This window comes from Saccharopolyspora halophila, assembly GCF_039531955.1.
GTDB lineage: Bacteria > Actinomycetota > Actinomycetes > Mycobacteriales > Pseudonocardiaceae > Saccharopolyspora > Saccharopolyspora halophila.
Genome location: NZ_BAAARA010000001.1, coordinates 348,090 through 365,351, shown reverse-complemented (window position 1 = coordinate 365,351; position 17,262 = coordinate 348,090). Strand labels below are relative to the sequence as shown.

Below are 17,262 nucleotides of genomic sequence, written 5' to 3'. Positions count from 1 at the left end.
CACGGGCAATGCACTGTCACAAAAGCGTCACTTTCTGTTTCGATTCAGCGGGATCGTTCTTTGCAAACGGAACGATCGTCCCATTCCGTGGGAACTAGCTGATAGACAAGGCAATACCGTCGAGGATGTCGTGCTCGCTTGCCGTCATCGTGGTAACTCCGGCCCGTTCGGCGAATTCATCTGCCAGAACCTTGACAACCTGCGCGCCGCCCGCGATGACATCAACACGCCCGGGGTGCAACGAACCGATCGCGGAGCGTTCGTCATGACTCATCGAGAGCAACCTGTCGGCGATCTGTTCAACGCAATTCTGGGAAATCTGGGAAAGGTGAATGGCTTGCGGATCGTACTCCGGCAAATCCTGGTCGATCGCGGCCAAAGTGGTGACCGTTCCCGCGACCCCGACCCAGGTCCGCACTCCGGAGCTGTCGACCCGGGCGAAGGCCTCGTCCAGAACCTGCCGCGCGACCTTCTCCGACTCGGCGACCTGCTCGGCGGTTGGCGGGTCGTCGTGCAGGCAGCGCTCGGTGAGCCGCACGCAACCGATGTCGGCCGAGTGGGCGGCGGTGATGTCCGCCTTCGCGCCGTCCCAGGTGCCGACCACGACCTCGGTCGAACCGCCACCGACGTCGGTGACCGCGAACGGCCCGTCCTCCGGGGCGAGGTCGCCGACCGCGCCGGTGAAGGACAGCCGCGCCTCCTCGTCACCGGTGATGACCTCGGCGTCCACCCCGAGGGTGTCGCGAACCATGCCGAAGAAGTCCTCGCGGTTGGCCGCGTCGCGAGTGGCCGAGGTGGCCACCATCCGCACGCGCTCCACCCCGCGCCGCGCGGCGATCATCGCGTAGTCGACCAGCGCAGCACGGGTGCGCTCCAGTGCCTCCGGCGCGAGCCGCCCGGTGGCGTCGACGCCCTGGCCCAGCCGCACGATGCGCATCTCGCGATGCACGTCGCGCAGGTCCTTCCGACCGTCCTCGTGCACCGTCACATCCGCGACCAGCAGACGAATCGAGTTCGTCCCGCAGTCGATCGCCGCAACCCTGGACATGCGCGCCCCTCCCATCTCGAGCGAACCGGGCGCCGGTCCCGGCACCCGTGGTTCAACGCTAGCGGGCAACGCCGAGGCCGTTCCGCAGGCGCACGCGAAACCGGGCGGGCGAGCGGTACCGCGTCCGGCCCGATCACCGCTCGGGCCACTCGTCCGGCACGGTGCAGGCGCCGTCGTCGGTGAACACCGGCGTCCCCGGCCGCGCCGCGGCGGGATCGGTGGTGCCCGGTCGCACGTCGGTGCGCTGAGCGGGCTCCTCCCGGACGAACTCGCCGGACCTCAGCACCGCGGGCACGCACTCCTCCGGCGGGGTGAACGGGTTCGCGGGCCGCATCGGCCGGGCGGGCTCCGGGATCGAAGGCGTCGAAGACATCGGCTCCGGGGACTCCGGGGCGTCCGAATCCGGTTGGGACGGCATCGGTTGGTGCGGGGCCGGCTGGTCCGGAGTCGATTGGGGCGGCGTCGATCCGGGCGGCGTCGATCCGGCAGGAGCCGACTCGGACGGGGACGGCTCCGGCGGGCCCGGCTCGGGGGACGTCAGCTCGGGGGCTGTCTGCTGATGCCGCGTCGGCTCAGCGGGCGGCTCGGGCAGTGCCGGCGCCGCCGGTGCCGGAGCGTTCTGCTCCGGCGGAGCCGCCGGCACGCTCGGACTCGGCCCCTGCGGCTCCGGCACCGGCGCGACGCCCTGCTCGAACACCTGCCCATCGGGTGGCGCAGCGGGTGGCGCGCCAGGCGATGCAGCAGGCGGCCGGTCGGGCGGCGCGGCGGGCAGCGGCGCGGGACCGGGCCTCGGCATCGGCGACGCCTCCGGCGCCGTGCCCAGGTCCCGCGGCGGTGACGCGGGCACGCCCAACGCCTGCGGGTCCGGAATCCGCAGCGGCGGCGGCTCCGGCATCGGCGCCACCTCCGGCAGCCGGGCACCGCCCAGCACGTCGCCGACCGGGGAAACCTGTTCCGCAGGGGTCGGGGTCACGCCGCGGGAATAGGCGTCGGCCCACAGCAGCACCGTGCGCACGTAGCTCTCGGATCGGTTGTAGGCGAACACCGCTCGCGCCAGCTCCGCCCGATCGCTCAGGTCGCCGCGGCGGTCGCAGAGGTAGTCCCCCGCCGCTACCGCCGCGTCGTGGACGTTGTGCGGATTCCGCGCGCCGTCGTCGTTGCCGTCGGCGGCGTACTCGCGCCAGGTCGAGGGGATGAACTGCATCGGGCCGACCGCCCGGTCCCACACCGGGTCACCGTCGAACCGGGCGCCGTCGGTGTCCCCGATCGCGGCGAACTCCGCACCACCGGACAGCCGCGGGCCGAGGATCGCGCGCGTGGTGTTGCCGTCCGCGTCGATCGCCCCGTCGCGGGCGTGGCCGGACTCGATCCGGCCGATCGAGGCCAGCACCGACCAGTCGAGGCCGCAGCCGGGGTCGCGCTCGGCGACCCGACGGGCCGCGCCGACGTAGGCGGCCAGCACCGGTTCCGGGATGTCCAGATCACCGCTGGGCAGCTCCTCGGCGGGTGGAGCGGTCGGCCGCTGCGGATCACCGACCTCCGCCAAGATCCGCGGGCTCAGCCGCGGGGACTCGGGAAGGGTCCCGCTGACCCCGAGCTCGCGGGGCGCCGGACCGCCCGGCTGAGCCGCCGGCGGCGGCACCGAGGAGCCACCGAGCAGCACGGCGGGCAGCACGAGGACCGGCGCCATCGCGGTGACCGCGGTCCGGCAGCGCGACCGCCACGGCGCTGCGGCTCGCCTTCGCATGTCGCGTTTCCTGCGGGTGCTCACTCGCCAACCTCTGTGCTCGCTCGAACTGCGCGGACGACTAGAGCCGGCACTCTGGATACCGCACCCGTCCGGGTGGCGCCGGATGACCAACACGGCCCCTCACACCTCCGAGGGGACGGAGCCGGGACAGCGATTCCAGTACGCCCGAATTCGCGCGCATCCCTCTACGCGAGCCGCTCGGTTGCCTACGCTCCGAACCATGACGCTCATCGACGAGCCGCAGGCTTTCAGCACGCACCAGGTGTCCAACCAGCCGCCGCCGCTGTCCGGCTTCGACCCGCTGGCCTGCGATCCAGCGCTGGGTTCCGCGCTGACCCGCTACGCCGTCGGCGACCTCACCCCGCTCGCGCTGGAGGCCGGCTCGGCCGAGGCCCGCGAGCACGGCAGGCTCGCCGAAGAGAACCCGCCCGAGCTGCGCACCCACGATCGCTACGGCAACCGCGCCGACGAGGTCGAGTTCCACCCGTCCTGGCACTGGCTGATGTCCCGGGCGACCTCGCACGGTCTGCACGCCGCGCCCTGGAGGCAGGGCCCGGGAGCGCACCTGCGCCGGGCCGCCGGGTTCTACCTGTGGTCGCAGGTCGAGGCCGGGCACGGATGCCCGCTGTCGATGACCTACGCGGCGGTACCCGCGCTGCGCTGGTCGCCCGAGCTGGCCGCCGAGTTCGAGCCGAAGCTGGCCGCCACCGGCTACGAGTTCGGGCTGCGCGCGCCGCAGGACAAGGGCGCGTTGCTGGCCGGCATGTCGATGACCGAGAAGCAGGGCGGCTCGGACGTGCGGGCCAACACCACCACCGCGGAACGGCTCTCCGACGGCACCTACCGGCTCGTCGGGCACAAGTGGTTCACCTCGGCGCCGATGAACGACGTGTTCCTGACGCTGGCGCAGACCGCGAACGGGGTGAGCTGCTTCCTGGTTCCCCGGGTGCTCCCGGACGGCAGCCGCAACGGGATCCGCCTGCAGCGGCTCAAGGACAAGCTCGGCAACAAGTCCAACGCCTCCTCGGAGATCGAGTACACCGGCGCGATCGGGCATCTCGTCGGCGAGGAGGGACGTGGCGTCCGCTGCATCATCGAGATGGTGTCGATGACGCGGCTGGACTGCGTGCTCGGCGCGGCGGCCAACATGCGCGGCGCGTTGTCCGAGGCCGCCCACCACGTGCAGCACCGCTCCGCGTTCGGTTCCCGGCTGGCCGACCTGCCCCTGATGCAGCAGGTGCTGGCCGACCTCGCGCTGGAATCGGAGGCCGCGACCACGCTGGCCATGCGGCTCGCCGCGGCGGTCGAGCAGCAGGAGGACGACCTGCTCCGGCTGGCGCTGCCCGCGACGAAGTTCTACGTCTGCAAGCGGGCGCCGGTGGTGGTCGCCGAAGCGCTGGAATGCCTCGGCGGCAACGGCTACGTCGAGGAATCCGGCATGCCCAGGCTCTACCGGGAGGCGCCGCTGATGTCGATCTGGGAGGGCTCCGGCAACGTCACCGCGCTCGACCTGCTGCGCGCGCTGCAGAAGCAACCGAGCACGCGGGAGGCGGTCCTCGCCGAGCTCGACTCCGCCGCGGGCGGCGACCCGACCTACGACGCCGCGCTGGCGAGGTTGCGCACCGAGCTGGACTCCCCCGCCCAGGAGCGCGCCCGCGGCCTGGCGGAACTCCTGGTCCTGACCCTGCAGGCATCCCTGCTCCTGCGGCACGCCCCAACCCAGGTGGCGGAGGCCTTCATCGCCACCCGCCTCGGCACCCCGGGCCGCACCTTCGGCTCAACCCCCATCAGCGGGGCGAGAACGCTCCTCGACCGCAACGCCCCCACGCTCTGACCCTGACAGTTTGCCTAAAACTGCCCGGACATTTCGGGCGCCGGACGCTCTCACAGTTTTAGGCAAAACTGTCACCACCGCCGCGCGGCTTCGCTGCTCGAGTCGCGGATCCCAGCGCTTTCAGGCGAAGGCGTCGCCCAGCAAGTAGCGGTGGTTGGGCCAGCGCTGGGCGATCTCGGCGATCGCCTCGTCGCCGAAGGGGTTGAGGCCCGGCCCCTTGGCGAGGGAGTGGGCGATGTGCACGTGCAGGCACTTGACGCGGTCCGGCATGCCGCCCGCGGTGACCTTGGTGCCCAGGGGTTCGAGGGCGTCTCGCTCGGCCAGGTAGGACTCGTGGGCCCGGAGGTAGCGGGCGGCCAGGTCCTCATCGGTGGCCAGGCGGTCGGCCATCTCCTTCATCAGGCCGTCGGCCTCGAGAGTCGAGGCGTGCGAGGTGAGCTCCGGAGCCGTGAGGTAGTAGAGCGTCGGGAACGGGGTGCCGTCCTCGAGGCGGGGCCAGGTCTGCACGACCGTGGGATCCCCCGCGTCGTCGCGGGCCGCGATCGCGTGCAGACCGCGGGGCGGGCGCCCCAGCTGCCGCCGGACGCACTCCCGATCGGCCTCGCTGACCAGCGCCGAGTCCACCGTCACGATTCCTTCCCCACCACTGATTTCCACAACTTCTCGTACCACGGGACGCCGTCGGCGTCCGGTTCCTTCGGGGACGGCGGCGCCGGGGTCTCCGGCACCTGCACGATGTAGGGCGTCTCGCCCGGCTTGACGTAGCCGAGCCGCGCCCTGGCTTCGGCCTCGATCTGCTTCGGGTCGGAGAGCTGTTCCCTGCGCTGCTCCAGCTCGCGCACCTGCGCCTCCAGGACCTTCTCCTGGTGTCGCTGCGCGGCCAGTTCATCGCTCTGGCTGAGGTAGGTGCGCAGCGGCACCGCGACGCTCAGCGCCATCACGCAGACCAGCAGCGCCAGCACCGCCGCGCGCCGCGTGGAGGACAGCTTGAACGCGCCACCGGTGCTCGACCGCGGGTTGGGGCCCCGCCGCGGCGGCGCCTTCTTCGCGGGGCCCGTCTTGCCCGGCGCATCCCGGCGGGCGCGCACCGACCGGCGCGACGGCGGGGTGTCCCGCTCGCCGCGCCCACGCGGTTGCGATGCGCGCCCGGCCGGCATGGCTCAGCTCTCCGGGTTGAACCGCGGGAAGGCCAGCTCGCCTGCGTAGCGGGCCGCGTCGCCGAGGCCCTCCTCGATGCGCAGCAGCTGGTTGTACTTCGCCACGCGCTCGCTGCGAGCGGGAGCACCGGCCTTGATCTGGCCGCAGCCGGTGGCCACCGCCAGGTCGGCGATCGTGGTGTCCTCGGTCTCGCCGGAGCGGTGGCTCATCATCGACTTGTAGCCGCTGGAGGTCGCCAGGTGCACCGCGTCCAGGGTCTCGGACAGGGTGCCGATCTGGTTGACCTTGACCAGCAGGGCGTTGGCCGCGCCCTTGTGGATGCCGTCCTCGAGGCGCTCCGGGTTGGTGACGAACAGGTCGTCGCCGACCAGCTGCACCTTGCCGCCGATCTCCTGGCTCAGCTTGACCCAGCCGTCCCAGTCGTCCTCGCCCAGCGGGTCCTCGATCGACACCAGCGGGTAGGCCTCCACCAGCTCGCGGTAGTACTCCGCCATCTGGTCGGCGGTGCGCTTGGTGCCCTCGAAGGTGTAGACGCCGTTCTCGACGAACTCGGTGGCGGCCACGTCCAGTGCGAGCGCGATGTCCCGGCCCGGCTTGTAGCCGGCCTTCTCGATCGCGGTGGTGATCAGGTCCAGGGCCTCCCGGTTGCTCGCCAGCGACGGGGCGAAGCCGCCCTCGTCACCCAGACCGGTGGCCAGGCCCTTGCTCTTGAGCACCGACTTCAGCGCCTGGTAGGTCTCCGCGCCCCAGCGCAGCGCGTCGGCGAAGGTGTCCGCGCCGATCGGCGCGATCATGAACTCCTGGATGTCCACACCGGTGTCGGCGTGCGCACCGCCGTTGAGGATGTTCATCATCGGCACCGGCAGCACGTGCGCGTTCGGACCGCCGACGTAGCGGAACAGCTCCAGTTCGGAGGCTTCCGAGGCGGCCTTGGCCACCGCCAGCGAGACGCCCAGCAGCGCGTTCGCCCCCAGGCGGGACTTGCCCGGCGTGCCGTCCAGGTCGACCAGCTTCTGGTCCACGACGCGCTGCTCGGTCGCGTCCAGACCGGTCAGCTCGGGCCCGATCTCGTCGAGCACGGCCGACACGGCCTTCTCCACGCCCTTGCCGCCGTAGCGGGAGGCGTCGCCGTCGCGCAATTCGACGGCCTCGTGCTCGCCGGTCGAGGCGCCCGAGGGGACCGCAGCGCGAGCCAGCGTGCCGTCCTCCAATGCCACTTCGACCTCGACGGTGGGGTTACCGCGCGAATCGAGGATCTCGCGGGCACCAACCTGCTCGATGATCGCCACGTGTGCTCCTAACCAGCCTGTGCTCCATGGGACTCGGACGGTCTTCGCGACGTTCCCGCACGCCGCGGATCGACCGCCGATCCCGACAACCGACCACGAGCCTAACCGGGGCGGTCCCGGGCTCGCCGCAGACTCGCGATGCCGGTGATCTGCGCCGCTTTACCGATCCGGGACATCGCGCCCACGACCTGGCAATACGCCCTTGTCGGGCCGGGCTCGGGCGCGTCCGGCGGCTTCGGCGCGGGATCACCGTGCGCGATGGGGAGCAACGCCCCGAAGACCATCCGGTCGGAGGTCTCGGAACAGTGGAATTGGTACGTAACGTTGTCCTGGCCATGACGACCGAAGGCACTGTTCAAGCGTTCCGCCGAGCGGAGCGGCTGGTCTCGCAGCGCCGCCCGCTCGAAGCTCTCCGCGTCCTGGAGCCGGTCATATCGGTGGCCGAAGACGAGCCGAGCGTGCAACTGCTCCTCGGTCGCGCGTACTTCTTCTCGGCTCAGCTGAAGCGGGCCGAGCAGGCGTTCCGCCGCATCCTCGAGTTCGACCCCTCCGACCACTACGCGCGCCTGGTCCTGGGGCGGACCCTGCAGCGCCAGGGCCGGTACAACGAAGCGCGGGCCCAGATCCGCCTGGCCACGACCATGCAACCGCACGACCCGGCCTACCAAGAGGCCCTCAGCGAGATCAACGCGCACATCGCGACGAGAAGCGCCTGAGCGACTACTCGCGGCGGTTGCCCGCCGCGGTGTAGGTCTCGGCCAGCCCGAAGACCTTCTGGGCGTACTCGACCGAGTTGTTGTAGGACATGACGCCCTGCCACCAACCGGAACCGGTGGCCATGTCGCGGCCTCCCGCGCAGAGGTAGCGCGCGGCCGCGATGGCGGCGTCGTCGAGGTTCTGCGGGTCCCCGATGCCATCCCCGTTGCCATCGGTCGCCCACTTGTTCCAGGTCGAGGGGATGAACTGCATCGGTCCGACGGCGCGGTCGTGCTGGGTGTCGCCGTCCAGGCGGCCGCCGTCGGTATCGGTGATCCGGCGGACGTCGGGACCTCCGTCGAGCTTGATGCCGATGATCGGCTGCGACGGCTTGCCGTCCTCGCCGAGCTGCCGGTGCCCGTAGCGGCCGTGGTTGGACTCCACCCGCCCGATGCCCGCGATGGTCGACCAGGAGATCCGGCAGCCGGGCGCGTGCTCGCGCATCGCCAGGTCGGCGGCCGCGTAGGAGACCAGCGCGCGGGCCGGGACGTCCACGCTCAGCGAGACCTCGTTGGCCCACTGCCGGATCGGGTCCACCCCGGGCGAGGACTGCTCCGGCGGCGGCGCGACCGGGGGCACCTCAACCGGGGGTGCCGCGGCTCCCGGCTGCACCTGCGCGGGTTCGATCTCGGGGCTCTCGGGAGGGGCCGCCACCCGCGCCTTCGGCGGCGCGCCGAAGAAGCCGATCAGACCGACGCCGACGACGAGTGCCGCGAGCAGCGAAACGGCGACGACCAGCCGCCCGAGGGCCGCGAGCACCGTTGGCGAGATCCGAATCACGCGCACAGGCTACTTGCTGGTAGTGCACCGTCACCAGGCTATTCGCCGGCTGTTTCGACCAACTCGTGACTCTTCCGCCCGTAGCGGTCCGCGAAGTCGAGCACGTCCTGGCCATAGCTGCGGCTGCGGTTGTAGTCCCACAGCGCGGCCCAGAACCGGTCCGGATCCCGCAGGTCGCCGCCCGAAGAGCAGAGGTAGTGCGCGGCGGTCAGCGCCGCGTCGTCGAGGTCGTGCGGATCGGCGACACCATCACCATCGCCGTCGACCTGGTAGCGCTGCCAGGTCGACGGGATGAACTGCAGCGGCCCGACCGCGCGATCCCACTGCCGATCGCCGTCGAGGCGCCCGCCGTCGGTGTCCGGGAGGCTCTTGACGCCCTCCGAGCCGTCCAGCGGCATCCCGATGATCGGCGGGGAGGGCCTGCCGGTCTCGTCCAGCCGCGCGCCACCGTGCCTGCCGTGGCTGGACTCCACCGCGCCGAGACCGGCCAGGACCGTCCAGCTCAAGCCGCAATCCCCGGCCGTCGCGGCCATCTGCAGCTGCGCGTAGCCGTACGCCTCGAGCGCCGCGTGCGGGATGTTCAGCCCGTCGGACAGGCTCTCGGCCCAGCCCGCGAGCTGCTGCTGCGGGCGGTCCCGCGTCGACAGCGGCGGGCCGCCGTCGAACAGCGCGACCGGCGGGGGCGGCGCGCCCGCGTCCGGCGGTGCGACGGCCGGTGGTGGCGGCGGTTCGGGAGGCTGCGGAACCGGTAACGAGCAGGACGCCAGCAATAGCGCGGGCGCCAGTAACCAGATCCGCCCGCGCCTACGCATCGGTGCGCGATCCGGTGAGCAGGTCCCGCCACTCGTCGGCGGTGAGATCGGCTGGCGCCCGGCCGGATTCGCGCGCCGCGCGCTCGGCCGCGCGCACCCGCGAGGCGAAGTCCAGAGCGGTACCGCGGAGTTCGTCCTCCGGGTCGCAGCCGGCGAGCTTGGCGCTCGCCGCCGCGGCGAACAGCGCGGGTCCCACCTGCTCGCCGCGCGGCATGGCATCGGCCGGGATGCCCGCCCGGCCGGCGCGCTGGGCGAGCTTGGCGGCGAGCGCCACCGCGGGCTGCCCGAGCGCCACGCCGTCCACGGCGGACTCGCGCTGCTTCTCCTGCTGCTTGAGCTCCTCCCAGCGCAGGTGCTGGGTCTCGGAATCGACGATCGCGTCGGCTTCGGCGAACACGTGCGGATGCCGCGAGACCAGCTTGCTGACCAGGCCCGCGGCGACCTCGTCGATGCCGAACGGGTCCGCGGCGTGCTCAGCGGCGACGCGGGCGTGGAAGAGCACCTGCAGCAGCACGTCGCCGAGCTCTTCGCGCAGCGCGGTGCGGTCGCCCTCGGCGATCGCGTCCAGCAGTTCGTAGGCCTCTTCCACGAGGTACTGGCGCAGCGAGTCGTGGTCCTGCTCGGCGTCCCACGGGCAACCGCCGGGCGAGCGCAGCCGGTCCATCACCGTGACCGCGTCGAGCAGCTCGGCCCCCGCTGGAGCGGGCGCCCCGACCACGGTCGCCCCTGCGGCGCGCAGCGCCTCGGCCTCGGCGTCGAGGGACCCGGCGATCAGCACGACGGGCTCCACCGACGCCTTCTCGACCACGTCCACCGGCTGTTCCGCAGCGCCCAGCGCCTCGCGCGCGGCAGGGGCGAGCCCGGGCGAGGCGTACACGGCAGTCGCTCCCCGGACCAGGGGCAACGCCGCCGCGGGCAGCACCTCCCCCAACCGATCGTCGACCAGGACGACCGCACTGCCTTCCGCCACCCGCAGCTCGCTCATGCCCCTATTGTCCCAGCACGTCGGGACCGGGCGGTCAGCGCGTGGCCGCGATCCCGCGCTGGGCTCACGCGCGTCCGGGGTCTCCCGGGATGCGGAAGCCGGTGGTCTGGCCCTCGTCGGGAACCGGGCTGAGCCCGATCGGGTCCCAGACCCCGTAGCGCGGGCTGAGCTGGACGCCGGCGCGCTGCGCGGTGAGGCCGAGGAGCTGCCCGCCGAGAGCCCGCAGCGTCGACTCGTCGGCGGCACTCGCGCGCGGTGCCGGGCTCGCCTCGCGCTCCTCGATCCGGACGATGAGCCACTGGCCGGCGTTCGGTTCCGGTTCGAAGGCCAGCACGGTGCCGGGCTCGGCGCCGAACAGCGGGGTGGCCGCGGCCAGCTTCGGGCTGTCGGTCGCGCGCAGCCGCTGGCCGGTGCCTGCCGGGGTGCCGCCCGCCCGGTCGCTGTTGATCAGTTCGGTGGCGACGGCATCGCTCTCGGCCATCCGGTGCGCCTTCCGCTCGGCCTCGCTCCGCGTGGTGGCCTGGGTGTAGTCGAAGGTGATCGACAGACCGTCGAAGTAGCGCCTGCCGAGCTCCAGCAACAGCGCGTCGTCCCTGGCGAATCCGCGGACGTTCTCCTCGGTGAAGATCGAGCCCTCGGTGGCTCCCGACCGGCGCCACCTGTCCATCACGGCGTCGACCTGCTGCTCGTCGACGCTCAGCCGCTCGCGCTCCGCGGCCTTGGCGATCAGCTCCCGCCGCACCAGCTGCCCGGCAAGCGCGCGCCCGAGCTCGTCGTACTGGTGCTGCTTCTCGAGCTGCGAGCGCAGCTGCGGCTCCTCGTCGAGCACGTCGCCGAACCAGGCCTTGACCTGCGAGACCGGGATGCGGGTATCGCCGACGACGGCGGCGGCGCCCATCTTGCTGGGACCGGTGCCGCAGCCGACCAGCAACAGCCCGGCCACCGCGATCGATGCGAACAGGCGCCCGTGGCGCGACAGCGTTCTCACAGCGCGCACCCTCTCACGGCGTCACCGTCAGGTGAAGGCTCACCACGGTGCGGAGTCGGGATCTCGCCAGCACCGGATGCCGGGCGCGGCCGCGGGTTCAGCGGTCGTCGCCCTCGCTCTCCTCCGGCGGGCCGACCTCCAGCTGGAAGTCCTCGCCGTGCCGCTCGGTTCCGGAGATCACCGCCTGCTCAAGGACTTGCGCGCCCTTCTCGCCGCGCCGCATCAACGGGTCGCTGCGCAGGTCCTTGAGCAGCGCGACGCACAGCAGCACCATCACCACCGCGAACGGCGCCGAAGCCAGGAACGTCAGGTTCTGGATGCCGCTGAGCGCGTCCTCACCGCCGAGCAGGAGCATGATCGCCGCGACCGCACCGGTGGCCGCACCCCAGAACACCACGACCCAGCGCTTGGGCTCGATCGAACCGCGCTGCGAGAGCGTGCCCATCACCACCGAGGCCGCGTCCGCGCCGGAGACGAAGAAGATCGCCACCAGGATCATCACCAGCACCGTGGTGATCAGCGACAGCGGCAGCGCCCCGAGCATGTCGAAGGTCTGCGCCTCCTCGCCGCCGCTGGCGTAGACGTCGGTGCCGGTGTCCTGCAGCTTGATCGCGCTTCCGCCCAGGATCGCGAACCAGATCACGCTGACCACGCTGGGCACCAGGATCACGCCGCCGACGAACTGGCGAATGGTGCGCCCGCGGCTGATCCGGGCGATGAACATGCCCACGAACGGCGTCCAGGAGATCCACCAGGCCCAGTAGAAGATCGTCCACTCGGACAACCAGCTGATCATCGACTCGCCACCGGTGGCGCCGGAACGCGAAGCCATGTCGCCGAAGTCGCTGACGTAGGAGCCCAACGCGGTGGGGAGCAGATCCAGCGCGAACACCGTCGGCCCGACCACGAACACGAAGATCGCGAGCAGCGCGGCCAGCACCATGTTGATGTTGGACAGCCACTGGATGCCGCGCGCGATGCCGGAGACCGCCGAGGCGATGAAGCAGATCGTGAGCACCACGATGATCCCCACCAGCAGCATGTTCCCGACCGCGCCGATCCAGCCCGCCGCCTGCATACCGCTGCGGATCTGCAGCGTGCCCAGGCCCAGGGAGGCCGCTGAGCCGAACAGCGTCGCGAACAGGGCCAGGATGTCGATGAGCTTGCCCAGCGGTCCTTCGGCGCGGCGCTTGCCGATCAACGGCGTGAACACGGCGCTGATCAACTGCCTGCGCCCGCGGCGGAAGCTGCAGTAAGCGATGGCCAGGCCGACCACCGCGTAGATCGCCCAGGGGTGCAGCGTCCAGTGGAACAGCGTGGTGGCCATGGCGACCCGGACCGCCTCGTCGCTCATCGGCTGCGCGGCGCCCGGCGGCGGTTCCACGAAGTGCGCCAGCGGTTCGGACACGCCGAAGAACATCAGGCCGATGCCCATACCGGCCGAGAACATCATCGCGATCCAGGAGATCGTCCGGAACTCCGGATCCTCGTCGTCGCCGCCCAGCGGGATCGCCCCGAACCGGCTGCCCGCCAGCCACAGCGCGAACACCACGAATCCCGTTGCGGCCAGCACGAATCCCCAGCCGACGTTGGTCACCAGCCAGGACAGACCGCCGGCGGCGACTGCGTCGAGCGTTCCGGTGGACAGCACACCCCAGGCGACGAAGACCACGGTGAGCGCGGCGGTCACCCCGAACACGACGCGGTCGGTCCTCGCCTGGTGCCGCACGGCGTGCGACTGCTGCGCAAAATCGTCCTGCTCAGCCATAGACCCGCCGCCTCACGTAGGAGTCAACCGGATCAACGGTCACGCCCGCACCGCAGGCCAGCAACCACGATCCTCCTACCGAGTGATCACACCGCCCCGAGGTCCAAACCAAGCCTCTGCGCGAAGACGTCACCCATCAGATTCCCAGCAACCGGCGAACCCGGCACCGGGGAAAGCCTCGATCCGAGTCCGACAACGGCACCCGAGAGGGGCGGTGACAGTTTTGCCTAAAACTGTGAGCCTCCGGCGCCCGAAATGTCCGGACAGTTATAGGCAAAACTGTCACCGCCACCGCACCGAGGCGAGACCGGAGCAGCAGGTCACGAAGAAAGAGCAGGTGTTTGGGTGAGGGTTTCGAGGAATTCCGCGCACCAGGCCAACAGCCCCTCGTCCCGCAGCTTCGGCGCCCCGATGCGCCCGCCTGCCGCACCTTCGGTGGGATGCGGAACGGTCACCGTCCGCATGGCGGGCTTGTAGACGGCCTTCGGGTAGAGCCGCTTGAGCCGGACCTGCTTGGAATCGGCGAGCTCCAGCGGGGACAACCGCAACGAGCTGCCCTGCAACGTCACCTCGCGAATGCCGTGCTCGCGGCACTGCTGGCGGAACCGGGCGACCTTGAGCAGCCGCTCGACGGGTTCCGGCAGCGGACCGTAGCGGTCGCCGAGCTCGGCGCGGACCGCCTCCAGCGCCTCCTCGTCGGTCGCTGCCGCGAGCTTGCGGTAGGCCTCCAGGCGCAGCCGCTCGCCCGGCACGTACTCGTGCGGGATGTGCGCGTCGATCGGCAGGTCGATGCGCACGTCGGTGAGCTCCTCCTCGGCCTCGCCGGGCTCCTCGCCCGCGGAGCGCCGGAACGCCTCTACGGCCTCGCCGACGAGGCGGACGTAGAGGTCGAATCCCACGCCTGCGATGTGCCCGGACTGCTCGGCGCCGAGGATGTTGCCCGCGCCGCGGATCTCCAGGTCCTTCATCGCCACCGCCATGCCCGCGCCGAGCTCGGAGTTCTGCGCGATGGTCGCGAGCCGGTCGTGCGCGGTGTCGGTCAGCGCCTTCTCCGGCGGGTACAGGAAGTACGCGTAGCCGCGCTCGCGGGCGCGGCCGACGCGGCCGCGCAGCTGGTGCAGCTGCGCCAGGCCGAGCATGTCCGAGCGGTCCACGATCAGCGTGTTGGCGTTGGAGATGTCCAGCCCGGTCTCGACGATCGTGGTGCACACGAGCACGTCGTGCTCGTTCTCCCAGAACCCCTGGATGATCTTCTCCAGCCGGTCCTCGTTCATCTGCCCGTGCGCGGTCACGATCCGGGCCTCCGGCACGAGCTCGCGCAGGTTGCGGGCGGTCTTCTCGATGTCGCTGACCCGGTTGTGCACGAAGAACACCTGGCCGTCGCGCAGCAGCTCGCGCCGGATCGCGGCGGCGACCTGCTTGCCGTCGTAGGCGCCGACGTAGGTCAGCACCGGGTGCCGCTCCTCCGGCGGGGTCAGGATCGTCGACATCTCGCGGATGCCCGCCATGCTCATCTCGAGGGTGCGCGGGATCGGCGTGGCCGACATGGTCAGCACGTCGACGTGCGTGCGCAGCGCCTTGATGTGTTCCTTGTGCTCGACGCCGAAGCGCTGCTCCTCGTCGACGATGACCAGGCCGAGGTCCTTGTAGCGGACCCCGGTCTGCAGCAACCGGTGCGTGCCGATGACGATGTCGACCTCGCCGTCGGCCAGGCCCTTGACGGTCTGCTCGGACTCCGTCGGGTCGGTGAACCGGGACAGGCCCTTGATGGTGACCGGGAACGAGCGCATCCGGTCGGTGAAGGTGTTGAGGTGCTGCTGCGCGAGCAGCGTGGTGGGCACCAGCACCGCGACCTGCTTGCCGTCCTGGACCGCCTTGAACGCCGCGCGCACCGCGATCTCGGTCTTGCCGTAGCCGACGTCACCGCAGATCACGCGGTCCATCGGGACCGAGCGCTGCATGTCGTCCTTGACCTCGTCGATGGCGGCGAGCTGGTCGCCGGTCTCGGTGTAGGGGAAGGCGTCCTCGAGCTCGCGCTGCCACGGGCTGTCCGGGCCGTAGGCGTGGCCCGGCGAGGACTGGCGGGCCGCGTAGAGCTGCACGAGCTCGGCCGCGATCTCCTTGACCGCCTTGCGCGCCTTGGCCTTGGTGTTCGTCCAGTCCGAGCCGCCGAGCTTGTTCAGCGCCGGGGCCTCGCCGCCGACGTAGCGGCTGACCTCGTCGAGCTGATCGGTGGGCACGAAGAGCCGGTCACCGGGCTGACCGCGCTTGCTGGAGGCGTACTCCAGCACCAGGTACTCGCGAGTGGCGCCGCCGACCGAGCGCTGCACCATCTCGACGTACTTGCCGATGCCGTGCTGCTCGTGCACCACGTAGTCACCGGTCTTGAGCGCCAGCGGATCGACGCCGTTGCGCCGCCGGGACGGCATCCGTCGCATGTCGCGGGTGGAGGTCCCGTGGCGTCCGCCGGTGAGATCGGTTTCGGTGAGCACCACCAGCGAGAGGTCCGGGGCGGCGAAGCCGTCCTCCAGACCGCCGCGCACCACGGTCACCACACCGGGTGCGGGCTCACCGGGCAGGCCCTCCTCGGCGTGCGAGGCCGGCAGCTCGGCCTCGCGCAGCTGCTGCACGGCGCGCTGAGCGGTGCCGGAACCGGCCACCACGATCACCGCGGCACCACCGGCGGCGGTGTGCGCCCGCAGGTCGGTGTAGGCGCGGTCGATCTCGCCCCGGTAGGCCTCGACCTGCTTGAAGGACAGCCGCACGACCTCGTCGTCCTCGCCGTCCTCACTGGTCAGCTGGGTCAGCGACCACCAGGACAGGCCGATCTCACGGGTGTGCTCGGCGACCTCGGCGAGGCCGCGGTAGGCCGCCGCGCCCAGGTCGATCGGGGCCTTGCCGCCGTCGGCGGCCACCATCCAGGAGGCCTCGAGGAACTCGTGGCCGGTGCGGACCAGGTCGGCGGCGCGGGCGTGGACCTTCTCCGGGTCGGCGAGCAGCACGTGGGTCCCGGCGGGCACCAGGTCCGACAGCAGCTGCATCTCGCCTTCGCACAGCGCCGGGATGAGGGCCTCCATGCCCTCGACCGGGGCGCCCGCGGCGATCTTGCCGAGCATCTCGGCGAGATCGCCGTCGGCCTTGTGCTGCTCGGACAGCTTGGCCGCGCGTTCGGAGACCTGCTCGGTGATCAGCAGCTCGCGGCAGGCGGGCGCGTGCAGCTCGGTGTCGGTGGCCTCCGGCAGCGACCGCTGGTCGGCCACCGAGAACGGCCGGATCTCGGTGACCTCGTCGCCCCAGAACTCCAGGCGCAGCGGGTGCTCGCAGGTGGGCGGGAAGACGTCGACGATGCCGCCGCGCACCGCGAACTCGCCGCGCTTCTCGACCATGTCGACGCGGTCGTAGGCGAGCGCGGCGAGTCGTTCCACCAGCTCCGAGAAGTCGTGCTCGTCGCCGACGTGCAGCCGCACCGGGACCTGCTCGCCGAGCCGGGGAGCGATCGGCTGGATCAGGCTGCGAACCGTGGTGACCAGCACCTGGATCCGGCCCCGCGGGTCGTCCTCCGGGTGCGCCAGGCGCCGCAGCACCGACATGCGGCGGCCGACCGTGTCGGCGCGCGGCGAAAGCCGTTCGTGCGGCAGGGTTTCCCAGGACGGGAACACCTCGACGCCGTCCGGGCCGAGCAGGTCCGCGGACGCCGCCGCCGCTTCCTCGGCCTCCCGGCCGGTGGCGGTCACCAGCAGCACCGGGCGCTGCGCACCGCCCGCGAGGGTGGCCGCCGTCAACGAACGAGCCGCGACGGGACCTTCGAGCACCAGGCGCGGTTTGCCCGCGGCCTCGACGACCCGGCTCAGGGCCGGATCGCGCAGCACGTTGTCGAGCAGCCCGCGCAGGGGACCTGCCTGGCTCATGGAGCTACCTCGCAGCGGAAAGAGGCGAAAGCGGACACGACACACACCCCCGCCCGGGACTACCGGCTGGGCGCCCGCGCGCAGCAGTCGACTGCGCACAACGGTCGCTGGGGTTGCTCCCAGACTACGACTCCGGGGTGACAGGAACACGACTACCCGAGCTCCGGGCATGCGCGCTGCCACACT

At 71.5% G+C, this 17,262-nt stretch carries 13 protein-coding genes; 2 read left to right on the top strand and 11 right to left on the bottom strand.

What is annotated here, in order from left to right; all coding sequences use genetic code 11:
• Positions 1-94: 94 nt before the first annotated feature.
• Entirely contained in the window at positions 95-1,048 is a 954-nt protein-coding gene (locus ABD289_RS01755; RefSeq protein WP_344125701.1) for a Ppx/GppA phosphatase family protein, read from the bottom strand.
• Between the two features lie 133 nt (positions 1,049-1,181).
• A complete protein-coding gene (locus ABD289_RS01750; RefSeq protein WP_344125699.1) occupies positions 1,182-2,795 on the bottom strand; it encodes a lytic transglycosylase domain-containing protein in 1,614 nt (537 codons plus the stop codon).
• A 223-nt stretch (positions 2,796-3,018) separates the two neighbouring features.
• On the opposite strand from ABD289_RS01750, the gene ABD289_RS01745 reads away from it, so the two are divergent.
• Entirely contained in the window at positions 3,019-4,632 is a 1,614-nt protein-coding gene (locus ABD289_RS01745; RefSeq protein WP_344125696.1) for an acyl-CoA dehydrogenase family protein, read from the top strand.
• Positions 4,633-4,752: 120 nt separating this feature from the next.
• On the opposite strand, the gene ABD289_RS01740 is transcribed toward ABD289_RS01745, so the two are convergent.
• The 3 genes from ABD289_RS01740 to eno are packed head-to-tail and all read right to left on the bottom strand — an operon-like array spanning position 4,753 to position 7,079.
• The gene (locus ABD289_RS01740) at positions 4,753-5,262 is read right to left on the bottom strand and encodes a DUF501 domain-containing protein (protein WP_425564518.1); all 510 of its coding nucleotides are present in this window, start codon (positions 5,260-5,262) and stop codon (positions 4,753-4,755) included.
• Complete coding sequence (locus ABD289_RS01735; RefSeq protein ID WP_344125694.1) at positions 5,259-5,789, bottom strand: FtsB family cell division protein; 531 nt, start codon at positions 5,787-5,789, stop codon at positions 5,259-5,261. The genes ABD289_RS01740 and ABD289_RS01735 overlap by 4 nt, the downstream gene beginning before the upstream one ends.
• A 3-nt stretch (positions 5,790-5,792) precedes the next feature.
• Positions 5,793-7,079 (bottom strand): phosphopyruvate hydratase, encoded by a 1,287-nt coding sequence (eno, locus tag ABD289_RS01730; protein WP_344125692.1) that lies wholly within the window; start codon positions 7,077-7,079, stop codon positions 5,793-5,795.
• A gap of 335 nt (positions 7,080-7,414) precedes the next feature.
• On the opposite strand from eno, the gene ABD289_RS01725 reads away from it, so the two are divergent.
• On the top strand, positions 7,415-7,795 hold the full coding sequence (locus ABD289_RS01725; protein ID WP_344125690.1) for a tetratricopeptide repeat protein: 381 nt from the start codon (positions 7,415-7,417) through the stop codon (positions 7,793-7,795).
• A gap of 4 nt (positions 7,796-7,799) precedes the next feature.
• Here ABD289_RS01725 and ABD289_RS01720 read toward each other — a convergent pair whose 3' ends face one another.
• The 6 genes from ABD289_RS01720 to mfd form a co-directional block, all read right to left on the bottom strand.
• Complete coding sequence (locus tag ABD289_RS01720) at positions 7,800-8,615, bottom strand: lytic transglycosylase domain-containing protein (protein WP_344125688.1); 816 nt, start codon at positions 8,613-8,615, stop codon at positions 7,800-7,802.
• A gap of 38 nt (positions 8,616-8,653) precedes the next feature.
• Entirely contained in the window at positions 8,654-9,427 is a 774-nt protein-coding gene (locus ABD289_RS01715; protein ID WP_344125686.1) for a lytic transglycosylase domain-containing protein, read from the bottom strand.
• Positions 9,420-10,412, bottom strand: coding sequence for a nucleoside triphosphate pyrophosphohydrolase (locus tag ABD289_RS01710; RefSeq protein ID WP_344125684.1), 993 nt, complete (start codon positions 10,410-10,412; stop codon positions 9,420-9,422). Before ABD289_RS01710 ends, ABD289_RS01715 begins: the two co-directional genes overlap by 8 nt.
• A 64-nt stretch (positions 10,413-10,476) precedes the next feature.
• Entirely contained in the window at positions 10,477-11,400 is a 924-nt protein-coding gene (locus tag ABD289_RS01705; protein WP_344125682.1) for a SurA N-terminal domain-containing protein, read from the bottom strand.
• Between the two features lie 97 nt (positions 11,401-11,497).
• Positions 11,498-13,168, bottom strand: coding sequence for a BCCT family transporter (locus ABD289_RS01700; RefSeq protein ID WP_344125680.1), 1,671 nt, complete (start codon positions 13,166-13,168; stop codon positions 11,498-11,500).
• Between the two features lie 320 nt (positions 13,169-13,488).
• Complete coding sequence (mfd, locus tag ABD289_RS01695) at positions 13,489-17,076, bottom strand: transcription-repair coupling factor (protein WP_344125678.1); 3,588 nt, start codon at positions 17,074-17,076, stop codon at positions 13,489-13,491.
• Between the last annotated feature and the right edge of the window lie 186 nt (positions 17,077-17,262).

Coding starts and splice junctions, on each gene's coding strand:
- ABD289_RS01700 (WP_344125680.1), bottom strand. CDS start 13,168: ATGGCTGAGCAGGACGATTTTGCGCAGCAGTCGCACGCCGTGCGGCAC.
- mfd (WP_344125678.1), bottom strand. CDS start 17,076: ATGAGCCAGGCAGGTCCCCTGCGCGGGCTGCTCGACAACGTGCTGCGC.
- ABD289_RS01710 (WP_344125684.1), bottom strand. CDS start 10,412: ATGAGCGAGCTGCGGGTGGCGGAAGGCAGTGCGGTCGTCCTGGTCGAC.
- ABD289_RS01750 (WP_344125699.1), bottom strand. CDS start 2,795: ATGCGAAGGCGAGCCGCAGCGCCGTGGCGGTCGCGCTGCCGGACCGCG.
- ABD289_RS01755 (WP_344125701.1), bottom strand. CDS start 1,048: ATGTCCAGGGTTGCGGCGATCGACTGCGGGACGAACTCGATTCGTCTG.
- ABD289_RS01745 (WP_344125696.1), top strand. CDS start 3,019: ATGACGCTCATCGACGAGCCGCAGGCTTTCAGCACGCACCAGGTGTCC.
- ABD289_RS01715 (WP_344125686.1), bottom strand. CDS start 9,427: ATGCGTAGGCGCGGGCGGATCTGGTTACTGGCGCCCGCGCTATTGCTG.
- ABD289_RS01725 (WP_344125690.1), top strand. CDS start 7,415: ATGACGACCGAAGGCACTGTTCAAGCGTTCCGCCGAGCGGAGCGGCTG.
- ABD289_RS01735 (WP_344125694.1), bottom strand. CDS start 5,789: ATGCCGGCCGGGCGCGCATCGCAACCGCGTGGGCGCGGCGAGCGGGAC.